Below are 18,588 nucleotides of genomic sequence, written 5' to 3'. Positions count from 1 at the left end.
TTTCACACGGCCGGCGGCTCGAGACGGTCGGCCAGCGCCGCGATTGCGGACGGACCGATCCGGCAGCAGCCGCCGACCAGCCGCGCGCCGGCCTTCTGCCAGTCCCGCACCCTGCCCGGCTCGAAGGTTCCCCTCCCGGTCCAGTCACGGCTCTCGGCGTCCCACTCCTCCCCGCTGTTCGGATAGACGACGACAGGCTTGCCGGTGGCCGCGGCCGCCACCTCCACCGCCCGGTCCGCGTCGGCGGGATCGCAGCAGTTGACCCCGACGGCGACCACCTGATCGATGCCCGCGACGAGCCCGAACGCCTCCGCCAGGGGCTGCCCGGCCCTGGTACGGTCACCCGCCACGCTGTACGAGAGCCAGACCGGCACCGGGAGCTCCTGGACCACTTCCAGCAGGGCCTCGGCCTCGACGATGTCCGGCACCGTCTCCAGGGCCAGGACGTCGGGGCCCGCCGCGGCGAGTGCCTCCGCCCGGGGCCGGTGGAAGCGCACCAGTTCGCGGACGGTCAGGCCGTACCGGCCCCGGTACTCGCTGCCGTCCGCGAGCATCGCCCCGTACGGGCCGACGGAGGCGGCGACCCAGAGCTCGCGCCCCGTCACCGCGCCCGCCCTGCGCGCCGACTCCACGCTGCCGGCCATCAGCTCAGCGGCCCGGGCCCTGCCGACGCCGTGCCGTGCGAAGCCCTCGAACGTCGCCTGGTAGCTGGCGGTGATGAGCACCTGCGCACCCGCCCGCGCATAAGCCACGTGGGCGGCCTCGATCTGCTGGGGCGCGTCGGTCAGCAGACGGGCCGACCACAGGGAGTCGGACAGATCGCAGCCCTGCGCCTCCAACTGGTTGGAGAGACCCCCGTCCAGCAGGACGGTCCCCTCGGCGAGCGCCTCGCCGAGGCTACGGCCCGGCGGGGCCGCCGGTGTGCGGGCGGTGTGCACAGCTGCTCCCTTTCTGTCGGCCGGTGCCGACGGGCCCGTACGACGGGCCCGTCGGCACGGCTGTTCCCTGTCCGCGGACGCGTGTCCGCCGATCGGTCGTGTCTCCCCCCGCGGCCCCGCGGAATCCGCCCCACGGGGGCCGTCCAACGGCCGTCCCACGGGGGTTCGTCCGGCGGACCGCTTCCCCGCGGTCAGCCCGGTCAGCCCGGTCAGCCCAGCTGCGACTGGACCTGCGACGAGATCAGTTCCAGGTGCTCCAGATCGTCCAGGTCCAGGACCTGGAGGTAGATCCGCGAGGAGCCGATGGCGGCGTAGCGTCCGATCTTGTCGACGACCTCGGCGGGTGAGCCCGCCAGGCCGTTCGCCTTGATCTCCTCGACCTCCCGCCCGATGGCGGACGCGCGCCGCGCCACCTCCGCGTCGTTCTTCCCGACGCACACCACCAGGGCGTTGGAGTACACCAGGTCGTCAGGGGCCCGGCCGGCCGCCACGGCCGCGTCCCGGACCCGGCCGAACTGCTTCTCGCTGTCCTCGATCGACGCGAAGGGGATGTTGAACTCGTCCGCGTACCGCGCGGCCAGCCGAGGAGTGCGGACCGCTCCGTGGCCGCCGATCAGGACCGGCACCTTCGCCTGGGCGGGCTTCGGCAGGGCCGGCGAGTCGGTGAGCTGGTAGTAGGTCCCGTCGTAGCTGAACGTCTCAAGGGGCTCGGTCGCCCACAGGCCCGTGACGATGGCCAGTTGTTCCTCCAGCCGGCCGAACTTCTCCTTGGGGAACGGAATGCCGTACGCCTTGTGCTCCTCCTCGAACCAGCCCGCGCCCAGGCCGAGCTCGACCCGGCCGCCGGACATCTGGTCGACCTGGGCGACCTGGATGGCCAGCACGCCGGGCAAACGGAAGGTGCCCGCCGTCATCAGCGTGCCGAGGCGGATCCGCCTGGTCTCCCGGGCCAGCCCGGCGAGGGTGATCCACGCGTCGGTCGGGCCGGGCAGGCCGTCCCCCGAGCCCATGCGCAGGTAGTGGTCCGACCGGTAGAAGGCGTCGAAGCCGAGGTCCTCGGTGGCCTTGGCGACGGTGAGCAGGGTGTCGTAGCTCGCCCCTTGCTGGGGCTCGGTGAAGATTCGAAGATCCATGTCTCCATCCTGCACCTTCGAAACCGCCGGGCTCCGTCTCCCCTGCCCTCCTCCCCGCCTGCCTCCTCGGCGCCGGCACCGGGACCGGCGGGCTCACGGTTGTCCGGCGACGAAGCCGGCCGGTCCCGTGATCACGCCGTGCGGGCCGTCACGCTCCCGGTCCGGCTCCTGATCCCGCTCCCGGTCGCGCTCCTGTTCCGCGAGCCGTCTGAGCATGCCGTGGACCCGGTCCACGGACTCGTCGACGGCGTCTATCGCCTCGATGCACTGCCAGTAGAGCCCCTCCTCCTCCGTACCGCAGGCGACGCCCACCAGCGCGATGCCCGCCTCGCCGAGCAGCAGGGCGAGCGCGGCCAACGTCCGCGGCACATGGACCACTTCGGTGAGCTGAGCGGCCCGCACCCCTCCGGCAGGGACCAACGGGTGGTCCAGCACCGCACTGCCCAGGGCGCAGGTCTCGCTGAGCCCGCGCGCCTCCGTCCGTAATTCCGCCGGTCCGCACCTCGCCAGCTGTCCGCCGACCGCCCGGGCGAGTGCCTGGGCCTGCCACGCCTCCGCCATGACGGCCGGCACCCCCCGGCTCCCCGCCAGCGCGCCCCGCCCTGCCGCGATCAGTCGCTCCGCTTCCACGCGATTCCCCCGTCGCCGAGACCACCCGAACAGAAACCCGCTCACCTCTTCATTACCCACAGTGAGCTGCGTGGCACACGAAAGCCAGAGGAAATCGGAAATCTGTGGACAGGAAGTGGATTGTGGGTAAGTCGATCACTCCGAAGAGTGACGGTCCGTCGACTCGTCCCCGCTCGGCACCGGAAAGCGCGTCTCATTCCGGTCGATCTTGGCCGCCAGCGCCGCCAGCACGTCGATGCCCAGGACCTCGCAGAACTGCAGCAGATAGGCCAGGACGTCCGCGACCTCGTCCGTGACACGGAACGCCGTCCCGGAGTCCTCCATCACCCTCTCCGACTGCTCCGGCGTCAGCCACTGGAAGATCTCCAGGAGTTCGGACGCCTCCACGCTGAGCGCGACGGCCAGGTTCTTGGGGGTGTGGTACGGCCCCCAGGCCCGGGACGCCGCGAAGTCGGCCAGCCGCCGCTGCAGTTGTGCTACATCCAGTTCGGTCACGGTGCCAGGTCTACCACTGTCGTGCCGGCCACCCCGCGGACAGCCGCCGCGGTCGCCTCACCGACCGTACCCAGCAGACGCATGTGCCCGTCCGCGCAGATCGACGCCGCCAGTGCCAGCAGCTCGCCGGCCTGCCGGGCGTCGAGGCTCCGGTCGAGTCCGTCGGCGAGGACGGTGAGCGCCTGCATGGCCGACGGCACCTCCGCCGCCGGGTCCACCACCAGGACATGGGGTCCCGTCAGCAGCACCAGTGCGAAGGCGAGATACCTGAGCTCGCCGTCCCCGAGCCGGCCGATGGGGGTGCTCCGGCCCGGACCGCGGCCGGTCACGGCGCGCACGGTCCCGTCCTCAAGGCGCTCGACGGTCAGACCGGTCACCGGTCCCGCGCACCCCGAGTCGGCCGTGGCGACCAGGCGGGCGTGCCGTTGCGCGCACTGGCTGTGGGTGCGGTGCAGGACCTCGGCGAGGTTGTCGCAGGACGAGGTCAGGCGCCCTTCCCCGACCGGGACCGCCGCGCGCATCCGCCGCGGCTGCGGATCGCAGACGAAGGCCGACCGCAGAGCGACCACCACCTGCTCGGCGGCGGCCAGGACCCTGAGCTGCCCGTCGGTCGTCCCCGCGACCCGCAGCGGCAGCAGGGCCGTGCCGAGCCGGTCGTCGGGGAAGGGGGCGCGCGTCACCGGCACGGCCCCCGCGGTGTGCCAGGCCGCCTGGACGAAGGGGCGCCGGGGGTCCAGCAGCGCCGTGGTGAGCAGGGTCTCGCGGTCGTCAGCCAGCCGCTCGCCGACGATGCGGAGCACGGGCTCGGCCTGCACGGCGAGATCCAGGCTCACCGGGCCGGCCGGGCCCTCCACCGTGCAGCCGAGCCTGAATCCGCGCCGGCCCTGCGCGTCGGCGCCCGCCCGCTCCGGCACCCAGGCCGCCGGATCGGGGAAGACGTCCTCCAGCGGATCACCGGCGGCCAGCCGTGCGAGCGCCTCGTACCCGCGCAGGGCGGTCGTCTTCCCGCTGCCGCTTCCTCCGGCGAGCAGCGTGAGCGGCCCGAGCGGGATGACGGTGCGGCGGTGCGAGGCGAAGGCGCCGAGCCGGAGTTCACCGACGAAGGGGCGGGCGGGGCGGGCCGCGGCGGACGGCGACGGGGCCGTCCTCCCCGAGGAGATCACAGTCATGAGCGGACCGTACGCACGCCCCGGAGCGGCGAACCGTTCCGCCCGCACGACCTTCCTACGATTGGGGTACGCCCGCCGCGGTGACCCCCTCGACCTCCATGCCGACCGGCGCGAGCAGGAAGACGTTGCGGTCCACCCGGTGCATCCCACTGCCGAGACCGAAGACCACGCCGCTGCTGAAGTCCAGGATCCGCTTGGCCACGTCGGTCTCCGCCCCGGTCAGGTCCAGCAGGACCGGGATCTGCGCCACCAGGTACTCGGCCACCTCGCGCGCGTCGGCGAACACCTGGACCCTCAGCACGACGAGGCGCCGCTGCTCGGCCGATTCGCGCTGCTCCGGGACCGTCCGGTGGTCGACGCGGGAGGGCCATTCGTTACGGCCCCTCAGGGGTACGACCTGGGCGAGACCTTCCCACTGCTCGTCGGTGGCGTCGTACCTGTCGTACCTGTCGTACCTGCTCACAGAACCACCCCGTCCGTGTGCCGGTTGGCTGTGCGCCGGCTGCGCTCGCTGTTCATCGGGCAATTCTCTCGCCCCTCACCCGTTCGGCGTACCACCGACACGGGTCGGAACGTGATCGGAGGTGTCCGGGGCTCCCGCGCCGTCCGGTTCGGGGAGCGTGTCGAGCGGTGTGAAACGGACCGGGAGGTGCGCCGGGGCGCGGTGGAACGGGCCCGGCCGCCAGACCAGCGCGCCGGGTTCGACAGCCAGTTCCAGGTCGCAGAGCTGGCTGGTGAGCTGCTCGATCGCGGTCATCGCCATCAGCAGGGCGGGCTGCCTGGCGGGGCAGCGGTGCGGTCCCGTCGACCACGCCAGGTGCGCGCCGTCACCGGAGCGCACGGCCGGGTCCTGGACGGCGGGCAGCGACTGCGTGTTGGCGGCGGCGAACGAGACCAGCACCAACTGCCCGGCGCGCAGCGGTACCCCGTGGAACTCGGTGTCGTGGCGCGGGAAGTGGGCGCCCATGTTGGCCAGCGGCGGATCGCGCCACAGCACGTCGTCCACCGCCTCGCGCGCGGTCATGGCGCCGCCGTGCAGGGATCCCCCGTACCCGGTGTCGCTGAGCATGCGCAGCAGCGCGTTGCCGATCAGGTTGGTCGTGGGGTCGTGGCCGGCGCTCATGATGAGCGTGATCTGGCGCACGGCCTCGTTGTCGTCGAGGCCCGCCGGGTGCTCCAGCAGGTACGAGGTGAGGTCGCGGCGGGGCCTGCGCCGCCGCTCGGCGACGAGGGCGGTGACGACGCCGACGAGATCGTCGTAGGCGGCGGTCGCGTCCGCGGCGGAGTCCATCATCCCGGCGGTGCCGCGGACCACCCGCTCGATGTCCTCGGCCGCCACGCCGAAGGAGGCGGTGAAGACGTGCAGGGGGAGCCGGCGGGCGTACTGGGCGATGAGGTCGCCGCTGCCGGTGGCCGAGAACGCGGCGATGAGCCGCTGCGCGACCCGGGCGACCTCCGCGCGCAGCAGGTGGGGTTCGATCAGGGCGAGGGTGTCGTTGATGGCGTCGCGGTACCGCGCGTGGACGGCGCCGTCGGTGAAGAGGGCCGTGGGCCGGTGGCCGAGCACGGGCAGGACCGGCGAGTCGGCGGGGATGCCCGCCTGCCAGGTACGCGGGTCCTTGGTGAAGGTCTCGGTGTCACGCAGCAGGTCGACGGCCGCGTGGTAGTCGGTGACCAGCAGTGCGTCGACGTCCGGGGCGATGCGCACCCTGGCCACCGGCCCCTGGGCACGCAGCCTGCGGTAGTGACCGTGCGGATCGGCGGCGAATCCGGCGCCGTACAGCGCGAGCGGCTCGAGGACGGAGGGGGTGGCACCGGGGGAAGTGCCGTACCGGTCAGGGGTCATGACGGTTCCTGGGACACGGGCAGGCAGGTCAGCGCGTGCTCGGCGAGGGCGATCAGGGCTTCGATGCCGCCCTGGCGTTCACGGGCATCGCACTGCACAAGCGGGGTACGGGCGTCGAGGTCGAGGTGTTTGCGCAGGACCTCGTCCGCATGGGCGGGCGCGTCGGGGAAGTGGTTCACGGCGACGGCGTACGGCAGTCCCTGCTCCTCCACCATGTCCATGACGGCGAAGGAGTCCTCGAGCCGGCGCGTGTCGACCATGACGAGGGCACCGAGGGCACCCCGCGCGATGTCCTCCCAGAGGGGGAGGAAGCGTTCCTGGCCGGGGGTGCCGAACATGTAGAGCACCAGGTCGTCCTGGACGGTCAGCCGGCCGAAGTCGACGGCCACCGTGGTCGTGGTCTTGTCCGGAAGCCCCGCGGTGTCGTCGAGTCCCGTGCTGGACTGCGTCATCGCCTCTTCCGTGTGCAGGGTCGGGATCTCCGACAGCGTACGGATCAGGGTCGTCTTGCCCACGCCGAAGGGCCCCGTGACGACGAGCTTCATCAGGGTCTCGGCGGCGCTCGGCAGATAGCCGATGCCGCCCCGGTCAGTGGAGGGAACGGAGTCCAACGAGCAGCCTCTCGACGAGCGACCGGTCGATCTCACCGGCGCTGGGGATCGGTGGTCGAGCGTGCAGATGTCCGGCGGCCACGAGGTCCGTGGCCAGGAAGACCGTCGCGCTGACGGGCAGTTCCAGGTGGGCGGCGCACTCGACGACGGTGAGCGCTCCCGGTTCCAGGAGCTCGCACAGCCTGCGCTGCTCCGCACCGGTCTCCGGCGGCAGTGCCGCATCCGTACGGAGGAGCACGGCGAGCCGGTCGAGCGCGGGACCGGTGGGCGCGGAGCGGCCACCGGTGACCAGATAGGCGGGGATCAGGCGGCGCCCTGGGCCGGGGGTCATGGCCGGGTGGGAGCGTCCGGTTGGCGGGTGGGGGCGTGCATGGCCCTGGTCAGCGCGGTGACTTGCACCTGCATCTGGTAGGCGATGTTCCCGAGGTGTGCGTCGGGGGCCGCGAACAGGGCCAGCGTGGTGTTCCTGCCCGCCGGTACGACGATGGCGAAGCCCAGGTCGGACTCCACGACGGTCTGGGCCAGGCGGGGTGACTCGGCCTCGGTGAACGCCGTGGTGAAGGCGCGGGCGGACGCGTGCAGGGTGGCCGTCATCGCGGCGACGCGCTCGGCGGACGCGCGGTCCAGGCCGGGCGACGCGCCCTCGACGAGCCCGTCGCCGGTGGCGACCACGGCGTGTTGCACTCCGGGCAGCTCCAGCAGGGGGGTCAGCACCCAGGCGAGATCACCGGCGGTGGGGGTGGTGCTCACGTCTCGTCGTCTCCTTGGTCGTCCGATGGGGATGCTGAGGGCGCCTCTGCCGGGGGCTCGGGCGCCTTCCTGCCGCTGAGTGTGCCCTCCTGGAGTGCGGCCCAGGCCGCTCCCGCCCCCTCCGGTGTACGGAGCACGGGCTCCTCCGCCGTCTGCGGGCGGGCCGTCGGCGCGTCCGGGGAGGCCGCCTTGCGGGATCTGCGCCGCCGGGTGGGCAGCTCCGCCGCGTGCGCCCCGCCGCCGGCCGCCGCAGGGGCTCCACCGGCCGCAGCGGGGTCCGCGACGGGCTCGGAGGGGGCTCCACCGGCCGCAGCGGGGTCCGCGACGGGTTCGGAGGGTCCGGCAGGCTCCGTGGACGGCACCGGCGCGGCAGCGGGGGCCGGCTGGACGGATGGGGCGGCCGGGGCGGAAGCCTCATGGGGCTCGGCGCCGGCCCCGCGCGCGTGCACCGGCTTCGGCGCGAGCACGGACAGCGTGCGGTCGTCGTCCATCACGGTCAGCAGATGGGCGGGGATGCGCAGCATCGCGCGCATCCCCCCGTACGGGGACGACTCGATGTGGCAGCTGAAGCCGTAGCGCGCGATGAGCCGTCCCACGACGGCGAAGCCGGTCTGCGGCGGGTCCCCCAGCTCGGTGAGGAGCACCTCGGACGGGCCCGACAGGAGGGTGCGGGCGCGCTTCAGCGCGTCGTCGTCCATGCCGATCCCGGCGTCGTCGACCAGGATCAGGGCCCCGCGGCCCGGAGTCTGCTGGACCGTCACCGGCACCTCGGTGTCCGGGTGGGAGTACGCCGTCGCGTTGGCCAGCAGCTCGGCGAGCGCGATGGCGAGGGGTTCGGCGGCACGGGCGACGAGGGCGAGCCGCTCCTGGCGCAGATGGTTGGCGACCTTGATCCGCTCGTACCCGGCGACCCGGGACTGGGCGCCGAGCACGACTTCGACGAGGGAGGAGTTCTGCCGGGCGAGTCCCGGCCAGGCGTCGCAGAGCACGGCCGTGGCCTGGGTGCGGCGCAGGGCCAGTTCGTTGCGGAAGTCGAGCTGCAGGATCCTCGGGTCGTCGTACTCGTGCTGGAGCTCCTGCAGGAGGTGCTGCGACTGGTTGAGCAGCGACTGGATCTTGGCGGAGGTGCCGCGCATGGCCGACCGTGCCGCCGCGTCGACCCGTCGGCGCTCCTCCAGCACCGCCGTGCGCGCGGCCTGAACGGCCTCGGTGAGCAGCCGGGCGGCGTCGCCCTCGATGTCCGCGGCCTCGCGCAGGCCGGGAACGGGTGCCGCCCGGTGGGAGAGCGCGGTGGCCGCGGCGGGTATCCGCTTCCGGGCGAGCTGGCGGATCTCCTCGGTGAGGGCGAGGGTGCGGGCCTCCGCGGCCCTCGCCTGACGTTCGGCCAGTTCTGCGCTCGCCGAGGCACCGTAGGCCTCCCGCCGGGCCTGGTACATGCGCGTCGACGTCCATATCGCCACCACGACGGCGATCAGGGTCAGGATCCATGGCACCACGGCGTCACCGCGTCTCTGTCGTCGGGGACGGCCGGCGGCCCGCGCCGTCGCCGTTCCGGCCGGCCGTCATGCCGGCTCGCCGGTACACGCCGCGCCGGTCTCGTGGGCGACGGCGGCGACATCGGCCATCACCTGCAGGACGCCGGGGAGTTCGGACCCGTCGAGGTGGCGGTATTCGCTCCCGATGGTCACCACGAGCCGTTCCGGCAGGCCGAGCGCCGGATGGCGGCCCTCGGCGATCACCCGGCGGGCGGCCTCGACGGCGGGCACCCCCGCCGCGTGGAGGGCGTGGGCGCGTTCGCGTACGTACGCGAGGTAGCCCATGTGCTCGCGGACGCCGGCCGGGTCGAGCACGGGTCCGTGGCCGGGCACGATCACCTCGGCGCCGGTGGCCAGGACCCGTTCGCAGGCCTCGATCACGTTGCTCAGGGGGCCCGCCCAGTGCACCGGGTGGTCACCGGGCTGCTCCGGGGTGGAGGAGAAGATGACGTCGCCGCTGAACACCGTGCGCTGCGCGGGGAGATACACCATGAGGTCACCCCCCGTGTGCGCGGGCGGGAGGGACGACACCTGGACCGTGTACTCCCCCAGGGTCAGTTCGAGTTCCCCGGTGAAGTAGGTCGTCGGCCGCACGGCCTCGGTCTCCGACCAGTCGAAGCCCCCGAAGTGACGGCCAAGGTAGGCGCCGAGGGGTGTGGAGGGATCACTTCCGGCCACCAGGGCGTGCTGCTGCTGGGGGGTGGGGTCGTAGTGGATGTGCTCCCGGGCCTCCCGGGTCACGATGATCTCCGCGTCCGGGAGCACCCCGGCGCCCCAGAAGTGGTCGCCGTTGGCGTGGGTGACGACCACACGGTCGATATTCGCCCCGTCGGGCAGCCGCTTCCGGCTCTCCGCGAGGAACTGGCCGGCCAGCACCGGGTCGTAGGGGGTGTCGATCCACAGCCCGCCGCGCGGCGACACGAGCAGGCCGCAGTTGGCCAGGCCCCAGCCCCGCTTCGGCGGCAGCCAGGCGTACAGGCCCCTGCCGAGGTCAACGACGTCCCCACCCGTGATCGACATGGGGCGATTATGCCGACCAGGATCCGGCCGCGCGTTCGAACTCGGCCAACGATCCGTTCCGGTGACGTGAAATCACCCCTCCTCCGGACCGCCCACCTCCCGCCGGTGACCGTCCGAGGTCACCGCAGACCGACCTCACAGGGGATGTTCCGCCCGATGTACGAGATATCGCCTGCCGACTCCGGCCCGCCGAGCAGATACCCACGGGGTGGCGACGGAACCGGATTGAGCCGACTACCCACCGAGCATGGCCGAAAACAGATGCCGATCGGATCAGGAAGAGAGGAGCCATTTGCTTGTTCTTGCTCGATTCACCCAGGTACCATGCAACATTGAGCAAAAGGGCGACGAATTCACCCAGCCCCACCCATCAGGCGCGAGTCAGCAGCGGAAGCGGAGTGCGGACATGTCCCATGTCGAGACCGAGACAGCCGGCCAGCCGGAGTGCTGGCGCCGCGCCGCGGAGGTCGCCGTCGGCCGGAAGGCGGCCCTGCCGGCCACCGGTGAGCGCATCGCCGTCGTCGGCTGCGGAACGTCGTACTACATGGCGCAGGCCTACGCCTCGCTCCGGGAGGCCTCCGGGCAGGGCGAGTCGGACGCGTACGCCGCCTCGGAGTTCCCCTTCGGGCGCGCCTACGACCGGGTGGTGGCCCTCACCCGGTCGGGAACCACGACCGAGGTGCTCGGTCTGCTGGACCGGCTGCGGGGCACCACCCGTACCGTCGCCGTGACCGCCGACCCGCGGACCCCGGTGATGGACGCGGCCGACGAGGTGGTGGTCCTCGACTTCGCCGACGAACGGTCCGTGGTCCAGACGCGCTTCGCGACGACCGCGCTGACCCTGTTCCGCGCCCACCTCGGACTGCACACCGAGGACGTCGTACGCGACGCGGAGACGGCGCTGGCGGAGCCGCTTCCCGAAGGGCTGCTGGAGTGCACCCAGTTCAGCTTCCTGGGGCGCGGCTGGACGGTCGGGCTCGCCAACGAGGCGGCGCTGAAGATGAAGGAGGCGTCGCTCTCCTGGACGGAGTCGTACCCGGCGATGGAATACCGCCACGGCCCCATCAGCATCGCCACGGCCGGGACCGCGACCTGGATGTTCGGCGCGGCCCCGGAGGGGCTCCGGGAGCAGGTGCTGGCGACCGGGGCCCGCTGGGTCGAGAGCGCTCTGGACCCGCTGGCCGACCTGGTCCGGGTCCAGCGGCTGGCGATCGCCCGAGCGGCGGCCCGCGGTCTCGATCCCGACCTTCCGCGCCATCTGACGCGGTCCGTGGTGCTCGGCACGGCGGCCGGGGCCTGAGCCTCCGGCCCGCGGTGCCCGGGCACGACGGCCGGGGCCGGGCACGGCGGTCGAGGGCCGGCCCCCGTCAGGGCATGCCGCGCACCGGGCCGGCGAGCAGCCCGGTGTGCGGCCCCGGACGCGGGGGTCAGGCCTCTTCGAAGTAGGCGTCGAGCACCTCGTCGAGTTCCGCCGTCCACCCCTTGAGCTCGCTTCGGGCCCCGGCCTCGACCTCGGCGTTGAACCACCGGACGCTCGACAGGTGGACCGTCACGGTGAACCGGCGCCCGAAGCGGCCGGTCCTGACCTCGACCGCGCCGATCTCGGACCAGTCGAACTCCGCCTCCTGGTCGTCGAGCCGGAAGCGGACACCCGCGGCGTCCACCCTGATCGATCCGCGCCGGTCGCTGACCTCGAAGACGGGCGCGTCCTTGTCCTCGGCGCCGTCGGCGTCCTTGGCTCCGGCGTCCTCGCTCACCGCCTCGCCGTCCGGGGTGGCCTCGTCGTCCGGGATCGCGTCGGCGGCGGCCGTGGACTCCTCCGCGGCCTCCTCGGCCGCACCCTCGGCGGGAGCGTCCGCGACGTCGCCCGCCGGGACCTCGCCGGGCTCCGCCTTCTCCGCTTCCGCCTCCGTCCGCGCGGGGGCAGGGGCCGTCAGGCCGGGGATGTACGCCGGGTCTGTCCCCGCGGCGAACTCGGGCTTGTTGTTCGAATCTATGCGCTGCTCCACGGCGGGCAGTATGGACGACGAACCTGTACGAGGCCAGTCACCCCGGCCCCGACCGGCCTGTCGCGCGGGTGCCGGCCGCCGCGGTGGGGGAGCACCGGGGGACCTCGGACACGACAGAAGGGTGGTGCGGGTTCCGCCGAACCCGTACCACCCTTCAATGCCGGCCCTCTGTCACACGCCGTGTGTCAGAGGCCCCGTGTCCATGGAGCCTCAGTAGGCACCGAAGACGTTGTCGATCGAGCCGTACCGGTCCGCGGCGTAGTTGCACGCGGCGGTGATGTTGGCGACCGGGTCGTAGCTGTCCGTCGACGTACCGGGCACGTGGTACGCCTGGAAGGTCGGGTCGATGACCTGCAGCAGGCCCTTCGACGGGACGCCGTTGATCGCGTTGATGTCCCAGTTGTTGATGGCCTTCGGGTCACCCGCGGACTCGCGGATGATGTTGCGGTGGATGCCCTCGTAGGTGCCGGGGATGCCGTGCTCGGCCATGACGGCCAGCGACTCCTTGATCCAGCCGTCGAGGTCGTTCGTGTACGAGACCGGCGCGGCCGCGGGGGCGGCTTCGGCGGCCGGAGCGCCCTCGGTGGCGAGCGACGTGCTCGTGCGCTCCGAGCGGTCGGCGCGGTCGGCGCTCTTCTCGGCACGGTCGGAAGCCTTGGACCCGGCCTTGTCGGCCTTGTCCGCCGCCTTGTTCTCACCCTTGGCGCCAATGGTGATCTTCAGGCCGGGGTGAATGAGGTCCGGGTTTCCGCCGATGACCTTCTTGTTGCCCTCGTACAGGGCCTTCCAGCCACCGCTCACGGAATGCTCGCGAGCGATCTTGGCGAGAGTGTCGCCGAAGACGACGGAATAGGTGGTGGACGTGGACTTCTGCGCGGCAATTCCCTTGCCGGACACAGCAGTCGACGTTGCAGCCTTTTCCACCGCAGCGGGCTGGGCCGGGGCGGCGAAGGCGCCGGTGGCACCGATGAGGGGCAGGGCCAGGGCGGCTCCACCCGTGCTCACGGCGATGATGCCGCGGGTGAGCGAAGTGGTCCTGGAACGACGGTGCTTACCGCTTTCGGGCATGCTGAATTCCTCTCCGCCGCCTGCGAAGTGAGCTGTCGGGTTCGAGCTGGAGATGCCCGGCCGCATGGGAATGCGACTTCACCCCGAGCCGCTCCGGAAACCGGATCGGCGCTTACTTGGGTCCCCCGCTCCTGCCGTACGAGAAGTGGTCGGGTAACCGGACGGCGGCAGGATTCGGCGTTCCGCCCGGAGTGATGGTGACCGTAGGCGAGAAATAGGGAAAGGAACAAGCCTGGCGGAGTGATCACAATTCATTCGCAAGATCAATTCACGGGAATTCATGTAATCCACCCCACATCGCGTCACTCATTTCTCTTGCCGCAGAAGGGAACCGACGGGCGCACGCCCGCGTCCGGGGCGTCGGAGGTGACCCTGGTCACTGAGTCCGATTCGGGCGTTTTGCGCCTACCCGCAGGGGCCCAGGTCGCACGAAATGGCCTTTTATGGATTACGGGATTAAATTCAAAAAACACTCCAAATCGGGCATATGACTCACGCCCGATGCCCGCAGGCGTACCTGGAGCGTCGGCGTGGAACCGATCTGCCTATGACTGAGAGCCCGTACGCGCCTGTCCCCCGGATCACCGTCCTGCCGGTCCAGCCGGGTGACCCGCCCTTCCGTGTCGTGGAGATCGACGGCGAGGTGATCGGGACGGCGACCGCCATGACGGACGTCCTGAGCGCCGCCGCCACGGCCGGGGTCGTGGTCCACGACCTCGACGACCCGGCCTCCGTCCGGTGGGTGGGCGGCGGCAAGCTGCACTGGAGGCCACACTGAGCGGAAGGGCCGGGCGGGGCCGGAAGGGACTGCCGGAAGGGACTGCCGAGGGTTCGCGAGGCGCCCGGCCGGTGACGGGCCCGGCGCGCGTCAGGCCCTTGCGGTCAGACCTCGGGGGAGGGCGCCGGCGCGGCCGTGGCGCGCAGCAGGTCCAGCGACGTGTCCAGCGCGGCTTCCAGGTGGGTGATCCGGCCGGTGGACATCAGGATGACCACTCCCCCCTGCACCGCGGCGACCAGTGCGGCAGCCGCGCGGTCGGTGTCCAGCCGGGGGTCGACCTCGCCACTGTCCTGCATGAGGCGGATCCCGGCACGCAGGGCCGCCTGCCACTGGTCGAGCAGTCGTCCGGTCAGCGCCTGGGCGGCGGGGGTCGTGCGGCCCAGCTCGGTGATCAGCACGCCGAGCGGGCAGTTGACGCCCTGTTGCTCGTATCGCCGGACGACCGCGTCGCGCCAGTCCTGCCACGCCTGCCACGTACCCAGGTCGCTGAGGTGCGGCTCCTGGTCCTCCAGGACACGCTCGGCCTCGCGGGCCCCGACAGCGAGGAGCAGCTCCTCCTTGCCTCCGGGGAAGTAGTGGAAGATCTGGCTCTTGCTCGTGGAAGTGCGCGCCCGCACGTCGTCGAGCGTGGTGGCCCCGGCGCCCCTGGCCCGGATCTCCTCCGCCGCGCCCTCCACGATGCGGCGCCGGGTGGCCGCCCCCTTGGCCGTGAGTCGCGGTGGGGCACTGGTCCCGCTCGGCATGCCTGCCTCCGTTTCTGGACTTGCCAGTCCATTTTATCCGGACGACTCTGGCACCCGTCCACAGGGAACGAGAGCAGACAAGAGGACGGAAACATGCGAGCGATCGTCATCGAACGACTGGGCGGCCCGGAGGAACTCCGGCTCGTCGACCGTCCGGCCCCCAGGCCCGGCCCGGGCGACATCCTGGTCGACGTCACGGTGGCCGGTGTGAACTTCATGGACACGGGTGTGCGCCGACTGGGCCCCTCCGCGGGCGGAGTCCCCTTCACGCCCGGCGTGGAGGGTGCCGGGCGGATCGGCGCCCTGGGCGAGGGCGTGACCGGGTTCGCCGTCGGCGATCGAGTCTCCTGGGTGTACGCGTCCGGCTCCTACGCCGAACAGATCGTGCTGCCTGCCGCCGATGCCGTGCCCGTGCCGGACGACATCTCCGACGAGACGGCGACGAGCCTCATGATGCAGGGCATCACGGCCCATCACTTCACCACCGAGGCAGCCCCGGTGGAGCCTGGCCAGACGACGCTGGTCCACGGGGCGGCCGGCGGCCTGGGACATAATCTGACCCGGATGATCAAGGCGCGTGGTGCGACCGTCATCGGGCTCGCCTCCACCGAGGAGAAGGCGGAGGCGGCCCGGCGCAACGGGGCGGACCACGCGATCGTGTCCAGCGGGGACGCTTTCGTGGCACCCGTCCTGGAGCTGACCGGCGGCCACGGTGTCCACACCGTGTTCGACGGCGGGGGCGGGACCACGTTCCGGGCGTCGATGGGCGTCGTACGGCGCCACGGGACGTTGCTCTACTACGGAGCGTTCAACGGCACGGTCCCCGTACTGAACATGAGGGAGCTGCCCCGCAGCATCAAGGTCTGCTATCCGGTCTTCCGCGACCACATCCCCGGCCGCGAGGAGCTCCTGCGCCACAGCGCCGCGCTCTTCGACCTGGTGCGCCAGGGGGTACTGCTTCCCGCTGTCGGAGGGCGCTACCCGCTGCGGGACGCGGAGCGGGCGCACCGCGACATCGAGTCCCGGTCCACCACGGGCAAGCTCCTCCTCTTCCCGTAGCGGAAGGAGCCCCTGCGCAACGACGACGGGGAGACGTCGACCGGGGGACGGCCGCGGGCCACCGCCGCCGCCCCCGGGCTCCTTCCCGTCAGTCCTGGACCGTCAGTCCTGGACCGTGATGGCGAGGGCCGGGCAGACCGCCGCGGCCTGCTCGACGTCGTCGGCCCGGTCCGACGGCGGTGCGGGGTCGAGCAGCACCGCGATGCCGTCGTCGTCCTGGTCGAACACGTCAGCGGCGGCGACCACGCACTGTCCGGACGCCACACACTTGTCCTGGTCGAGGGTCACTTTCATGAGCACTCCTTCGTCGTCGGTGTCGATGAGGGGACGGTGGGGGGAGGAGTCACCAGGCCACGGGCAGTTCGTGGACCCCGTAGACGGATCCGTCGTGCTTGAACGACAGCTGCTCCAGGGCGGTGTCCAGGCGCAGGGTCGGGATGCGCCGGTAGAGGGTGCTGTAGACCACCTGCAGCTCCATGCGGGCCAGCGGCTGGCCGACGCACTGGTGCACGCCGAAGCCGAAGGCGACGTGGCGGCGCGCGTCACGCCGGAGGTCGAGCCGGTCGGGGTCGGGGAAGACCTCGGGATCACGGTTGCCGATGTCGTTCGGCACGATGATCCCCTCCCCCGCCCGGATGACCTCACCGGCGATCTCGATGTCCTCCAGCGCGACACGGCGGCGGCCGCCGTGGGTGATGTTGAGGTAGCGCAGCAGCTCCTCCACGGCGCCGGAAACCACCTTCGCGTCCCCGGTGTCGCGCAGCAGGGCGAGCTGGTCGGGGTGTTCCAGGAGGGCGAGGGTGCCCAGGGCGATCATGTTCGCGGTGGTCTCGTGTCCGGCGATCAGCAGGAGCACGCCCATCTCGGCCGCCTCACGGCGGGACAGCTCCCCCGCCTCGACGCGCGTACCGAGTCCCGACAGGAGGTCGTCCGCCGGACCGGCGATCTTGTCGCCCATCAGCTCGTCCAGGTACCCGATCAGGTCGGCGTGGGCCGCGGCCCGCGCCTCGGGCGGTGCGCTGCGGCTGATGAGGGTCTTGCTGTTGACCTGGAAGAAGTCGTGGTCGCCGTACGGCACTCCGAGCAGTTCGCAGATCACGAGCGAGGGGACCGGGAGGGCGAAGGCCTGGACGAGGTCGGTCCGCGCGGGGCCGGACAGCATCTCGTCGATCAGTCCGTCCACGATCTTCTGGACGGCGGGCCGTAGCGCCTCCACCCGCCTGATCGTGAAGGGGGCCGTCACCATCCGCCGCTGACGGGCGTGTTCGGGGTCGTCCATCAGGATGAAGCTGAAGCTCGTCCCCCTCAGCGGCGCCGGGCTGGGATATCCGGGCCGGGTGACGTCGGCGCTGATCCTCGGGTCGGCGAGGAGGGTGCGCTGTTCGGCGTATCGGGTCACCAGCCAGGGCGTGGTCCCGTCCCACAGGCGGACCTTCCGGAGCGGCCCCTGTTCCTGCTCGGCCTTCAGGGCGGGTGGCGGGTCGAAGGGGCATGCCGCCGCCCGGGACATCGGGAATTCCGGGGCCGCTGACGGGTGTACCTCTTCCGGGCGTGCCGTGCTGGTCATCGCTTCCTCACTTCGTCGTGCGGGGGCTGACGCGCCGTCGGCCGCTGTCACGGCGCGGACGGTTCGAGGGACGGGACGGGACCGCCGATCTCCGGGCGGCGCAGTCGGGCCTGTCTGGGCATGTTCCAGCCGAGGACGCCGGTCACCCTTCCGTCGCGCGCGTAGCGCAGGACGAACCGTCCGCCCGCGAGGTCGCCGTCCACGACGGTGGCCTCGGCGTCCGGCCCGGGCCGGCCGTGGGCCTGGATGCGGGCATCGAACTGGTCGGTCCAGAAGTAGGGCACAGGGACGTACGGCCGGTCGGCGCCCAGGATGTTGTCCGCGACGACGAGGGCCTGCTCGGTGGCGTTCGTACGGTTCTCGAGGCGCATCGTGGTGTCGAGGAGTTCGTGGTGCCAGGCCGCCACGTCCCCGACGGCGTAGATCCCCTCCGCCGCCCGGCAGCGGGAGTCGCAGACCAGGCCGCCGTCGACGCGCAGCCCGCTGCCGGCCAGCCATCCGGTGGCTGGTTCGGCCCCGATGGCGACCACGACGACATCGGCGGGGAGCACCTCCCCGGTGCCCAGGCGCACTCCGGTCACCCGGCCCCCGGCGGCCTCGAGCCCGGCGACCGCCCCGCCCAGCCGGAGGCGTACGCCGTTCCCCGTGTGCAGCTCGGCGAGCAGTCCTGCGGCCAGCGGCCCGAGCTGGGCCAGCATGGGTGCCGGCCGGGGGCCGGCGAGGGTCACGTCCAGGCCCATGGAGCGTGCGGTGGCGGCGATCTCGGAGCCGAGCACCCCCTCCCCGACCACGACGGCCCGCCGTGACACGAGCAGGTCCGACCGGAGCGCCAGCGCGTCGTCGAGGGTCCTCAGCACGTGGACGCCCGCGGTGTCCTGCGCGCCGGGCAGGGTCCTCGGCCGGAGCCCGGTGGCCACGACGACGGCGTCGGCGCTCAGTTCGCGGCCCGACGCGGTGCGCACGGTACGGGTCCGCGGGTCGAGGCCGACCGCCGGATCGCCGAGGAGGAGCTCGGCGTCCAGCACGTCGGAGGTGCGCAGCCGGACCGTGTCGGGAGACCTGGCGCCGGCCAGTACCTGTTTGGACAACGGAGGACGGTCGTAGGGCGGGTGGAGCTCGCCGCCGAGCAGCGTCAGCCTGCCCTCGTATCCCTTGCGGCGCAGTGCCTCCGCGGTGGTCAGCCCGGCGGCGGAGGCGCCGACCACGAGCACGTGGGAGAGGAGCATGGGACCTCTGT

Annotated in this window: 21 protein-coding genes and 1 riboswitch; of the genes, 3 read left to right on the top strand and 18 right to left on the bottom strand. The window is 72.2% G+C overall.

Annotation, left to right across the window (positions count from 1 at the left end; all coding sequences use genetic code 11):
* Nucleotides 1-2: 2 nt before the first annotated feature.
* From mmuM to OG488_RS29000, 12 genes are all read right to left on the bottom strand, one after another.
* Nucleotides 3-938, bottom strand: a complete 936-nt coding sequence (gene mmuM, locus OG488_RS29055) for a homocysteine S-methyltransferase (protein WP_329233931.1) — start codon at nt 936-938, stop codon at nt 3-5.
* 209 nt (nt 939-1,147) lie between these two features.
* Nucleotides 1,148-2,071, bottom strand: coding sequence for an LLM class F420-dependent oxidoreductase (locus OG488_RS29050; protein WP_329233929.1), 924 nt, complete (start codon nt 2,069-2,071; stop codon nt 1,148-1,150).
* A gap of 93 nt (nt 2,072-2,164) precedes the next feature.
* Complete coding sequence (locus OG488_RS29045) at nt 2,165-2,701, bottom strand: DUF6099 family protein (RefSeq protein WP_329233927.1); 537 nt, start codon at nt 2,699-2,701, stop codon at nt 2,165-2,167.
* A 135-nt stretch (nt 2,702-2,836) separates the two neighbouring features.
* Complete coding sequence (locus tag OG488_RS29040; protein WP_329233924.1) at nt 2,837-3,196, bottom strand: nucleotide pyrophosphohydrolase; 360 nt, start codon at nt 3,194-3,196, stop codon at nt 2,837-2,839.
* Nucleotides 3,193-4,413 (bottom strand): AAA family ATPase, encoded by a 1,221-nt coding sequence (locus OG488_RS29035; RefSeq protein WP_329233922.1) that lies wholly within the window; start codon nt 4,411-4,413, stop codon nt 3,193-3,195. Before OG488_RS29035 ends, OG488_RS29040 begins: the two co-directional genes overlap by 4 nt.
* Before the next feature lie 7 nt (nt 4,414-4,420).
* Nucleotides 4,421-4,828, bottom strand: coding sequence for a cell division protein SepF (locus OG488_RS29030; RefSeq protein WP_329233920.1), 408 nt, complete (start codon nt 4,826-4,828; stop codon nt 4,421-4,423).
* A 75-nt stretch (nt 4,829-4,903) separates the two neighbouring features.
* Entirely contained in the window at nt 4,904-6,211 is a 1,308-nt protein-coding gene (locus OG488_RS29025) for a cytochrome P450 (protein WP_329233918.1), read from the bottom strand.
* A complete protein-coding gene (locus OG488_RS29020) occupies nt 6,208-6,822 on the bottom strand; it encodes a GTP-binding protein (RefSeq protein ID WP_329233916.1) in 615 nt (204 codons plus the stop codon). The genes OG488_RS29025 and OG488_RS29020 overlap by 4 nt, the downstream gene beginning before the upstream one ends.
* Complete coding sequence (locus tag OG488_RS29015; RefSeq protein WP_329233914.1) at nt 6,800-7,153, bottom strand: DUF742 domain-containing protein; 354 nt, start codon at nt 7,151-7,153, stop codon at nt 6,800-6,802. Before OG488_RS29015 ends, OG488_RS29020 begins: the two co-directional genes overlap by 23 nt.
* Nucleotides 7,150-7,572 carry a roadblock/LC7 domain-containing protein gene (locus tag OG488_RS29010; RefSeq protein ID WP_329233912.1) on the bottom strand — a complete coding sequence of 141 codons (423 nt, stop codon included), beginning with the start codon at nt 7,570-7,572 and terminating at the stop codon, nt 7,150-7,152. Before OG488_RS29010 ends, OG488_RS29015 begins: the two co-directional genes overlap by 4 nt.
* Entirely contained in the window at nt 7,569-9,068 is a 1,500-nt protein-coding gene (locus OG488_RS29005; RefSeq protein WP_329233910.1) for an ATP-binding protein, read from the bottom strand. Before OG488_RS29005 ends, OG488_RS29010 begins: the two co-directional genes overlap by 4 nt.
* Before the next feature lie 66 nt (nt 9,069-9,134).
* Nucleotides 9,135-10,127: an MBL fold metallo-hydrolase gene (locus OG488_RS29000; RefSeq protein ID WP_329233909.1), complete on the bottom strand. Its 993-nt coding sequence runs from the start codon at nt 10,125-10,127 to the stop codon at nt 9,135-9,137.
* A gap of 406 nt (nt 10,128-10,533) precedes the next feature.
* Here OG488_RS29000 and OG488_RS28995 point away from each other — a divergent pair, with 406 nt between their 5' ends.
* Nucleotides 10,534-11,427: an SIS domain-containing protein gene (locus OG488_RS28995; RefSeq protein WP_329233907.1), complete on the top strand. Its 894-nt coding sequence runs from the start codon at nt 10,534-10,536 to the stop codon at nt 11,425-11,427.
* Between the two features lie 127 nt (nt 11,428-11,554).
* Here the strand turns inward: OG488_RS28995 and OG488_RS28990 are convergent, their stop codons facing one another.
* Nucleotides 11,555-12,136: a hypothetical protein gene (locus tag OG488_RS28990; protein ID WP_329233905.1), complete on the bottom strand. Its 582-nt coding sequence runs from the start codon at nt 12,134-12,136 to the stop codon at nt 11,555-11,557.
* A 210-nt stretch (nt 12,137-12,346) separates the two neighbouring features.
* Nucleotides 12,347-13,204, bottom strand: coding sequence for a LysM peptidoglycan-binding domain-containing protein (locus tag OG488_RS28985; RefSeq protein WP_329233904.1), 858 nt, complete (start codon nt 13,202-13,204; stop codon nt 12,347-12,349).
* Between the two features lie 2 nt (nt 13,205-13,206).
* A riboswitch (cyclic di-AMP (ydaO/yuaA leader) is annotated at nt 13,207-13,392 on the bottom strand.
* Nucleotides 13,393-13,751: 359 nt separating this feature from the next.
* Between OG488_RS28985 and OG488_RS28980 the strand changes: the two genes are divergently transcribed.
* Nucleotides 13,752-13,982: a hypothetical protein gene (locus tag OG488_RS28980; RefSeq protein WP_329233902.1), complete on the top strand. Its 231-nt coding sequence runs from the start codon at nt 13,752-13,754 to the stop codon at nt 13,980-13,982.
* A 104-nt stretch (nt 13,983-14,086) separates the two neighbouring features.
* On the opposite strand, the gene OG488_RS28975 is transcribed toward OG488_RS28980, so the two are convergent.
* Nucleotides 14,087-14,725, bottom strand: coding sequence for a TetR/AcrR family transcriptional regulator (locus OG488_RS28975; RefSeq protein ID WP_329233900.1), 639 nt, complete (start codon nt 14,723-14,725; stop codon nt 14,087-14,089).
* 93 nt (nt 14,726-14,818) lie between these two features.
* Here OG488_RS28975 and OG488_RS28970 point away from each other — a divergent pair, with 93 nt between their 5' ends.
* The gene (locus OG488_RS28970) at nt 14,819-15,784 is read left to right on the top strand and encodes a quinone oxidoreductase family protein (RefSeq protein ID WP_329233899.1); all 966 of its coding nucleotides are present in this window, start codon (nt 14,819-14,821) and stop codon (nt 15,782-15,784) included.
* A 102-nt stretch (nt 15,785-15,886) separates the two neighbouring features.
* Here OG488_RS28970 and OG488_RS28965 read toward each other — a convergent pair whose 3' ends face one another.
* Genes OG488_RS28965 through OG488_RS28955 form a run of 3 tightly spaced genes read right to left on the bottom strand, consistent with a single transcriptional unit; the run spans nt 15,887 to nt 18,577 of the window.
* Nucleotides 15,887-16,078 (bottom strand): ferredoxin, encoded by a 192-nt coding sequence (locus OG488_RS28965; RefSeq protein WP_329233897.1) that lies wholly within the window; start codon nt 16,076-16,078, stop codon nt 15,887-15,889.
* Nucleotides 16,079-16,127: 49 nt separating this feature from the next.
* Nucleotides 16,128-17,351: a cytochrome P450 gene (locus OG488_RS28960; protein WP_329233895.1), complete on the bottom strand. Its 1,224-nt coding sequence runs from the start codon at nt 17,349-17,351 to the stop codon at nt 16,128-16,130.
* 47 nt (nt 17,352-17,398) lie between these two features.
* Nucleotides 17,399-18,577: an NAD(P)/FAD-dependent oxidoreductase gene (locus OG488_RS28955; protein ID WP_329233892.1), complete on the bottom strand. Its 1,179-nt coding sequence runs from the start codon at nt 18,575-18,577 to the stop codon at nt 17,399-17,401.
* Nucleotides 18,578-18,588: the final 11 nt, after the last annotated feature.

The sequence above is a fragment of the Streptomyces sp. NBC_01460 genome (assembly GCF_036227405.1).
Lineage (GTDB): Bacteria > Actinomycetota > Actinomycetes > Streptomycetales > Streptomycetaceae > Streptomyces.
This window is presented reverse-complemented; position numbering and strand designations above follow the sequence as displayed.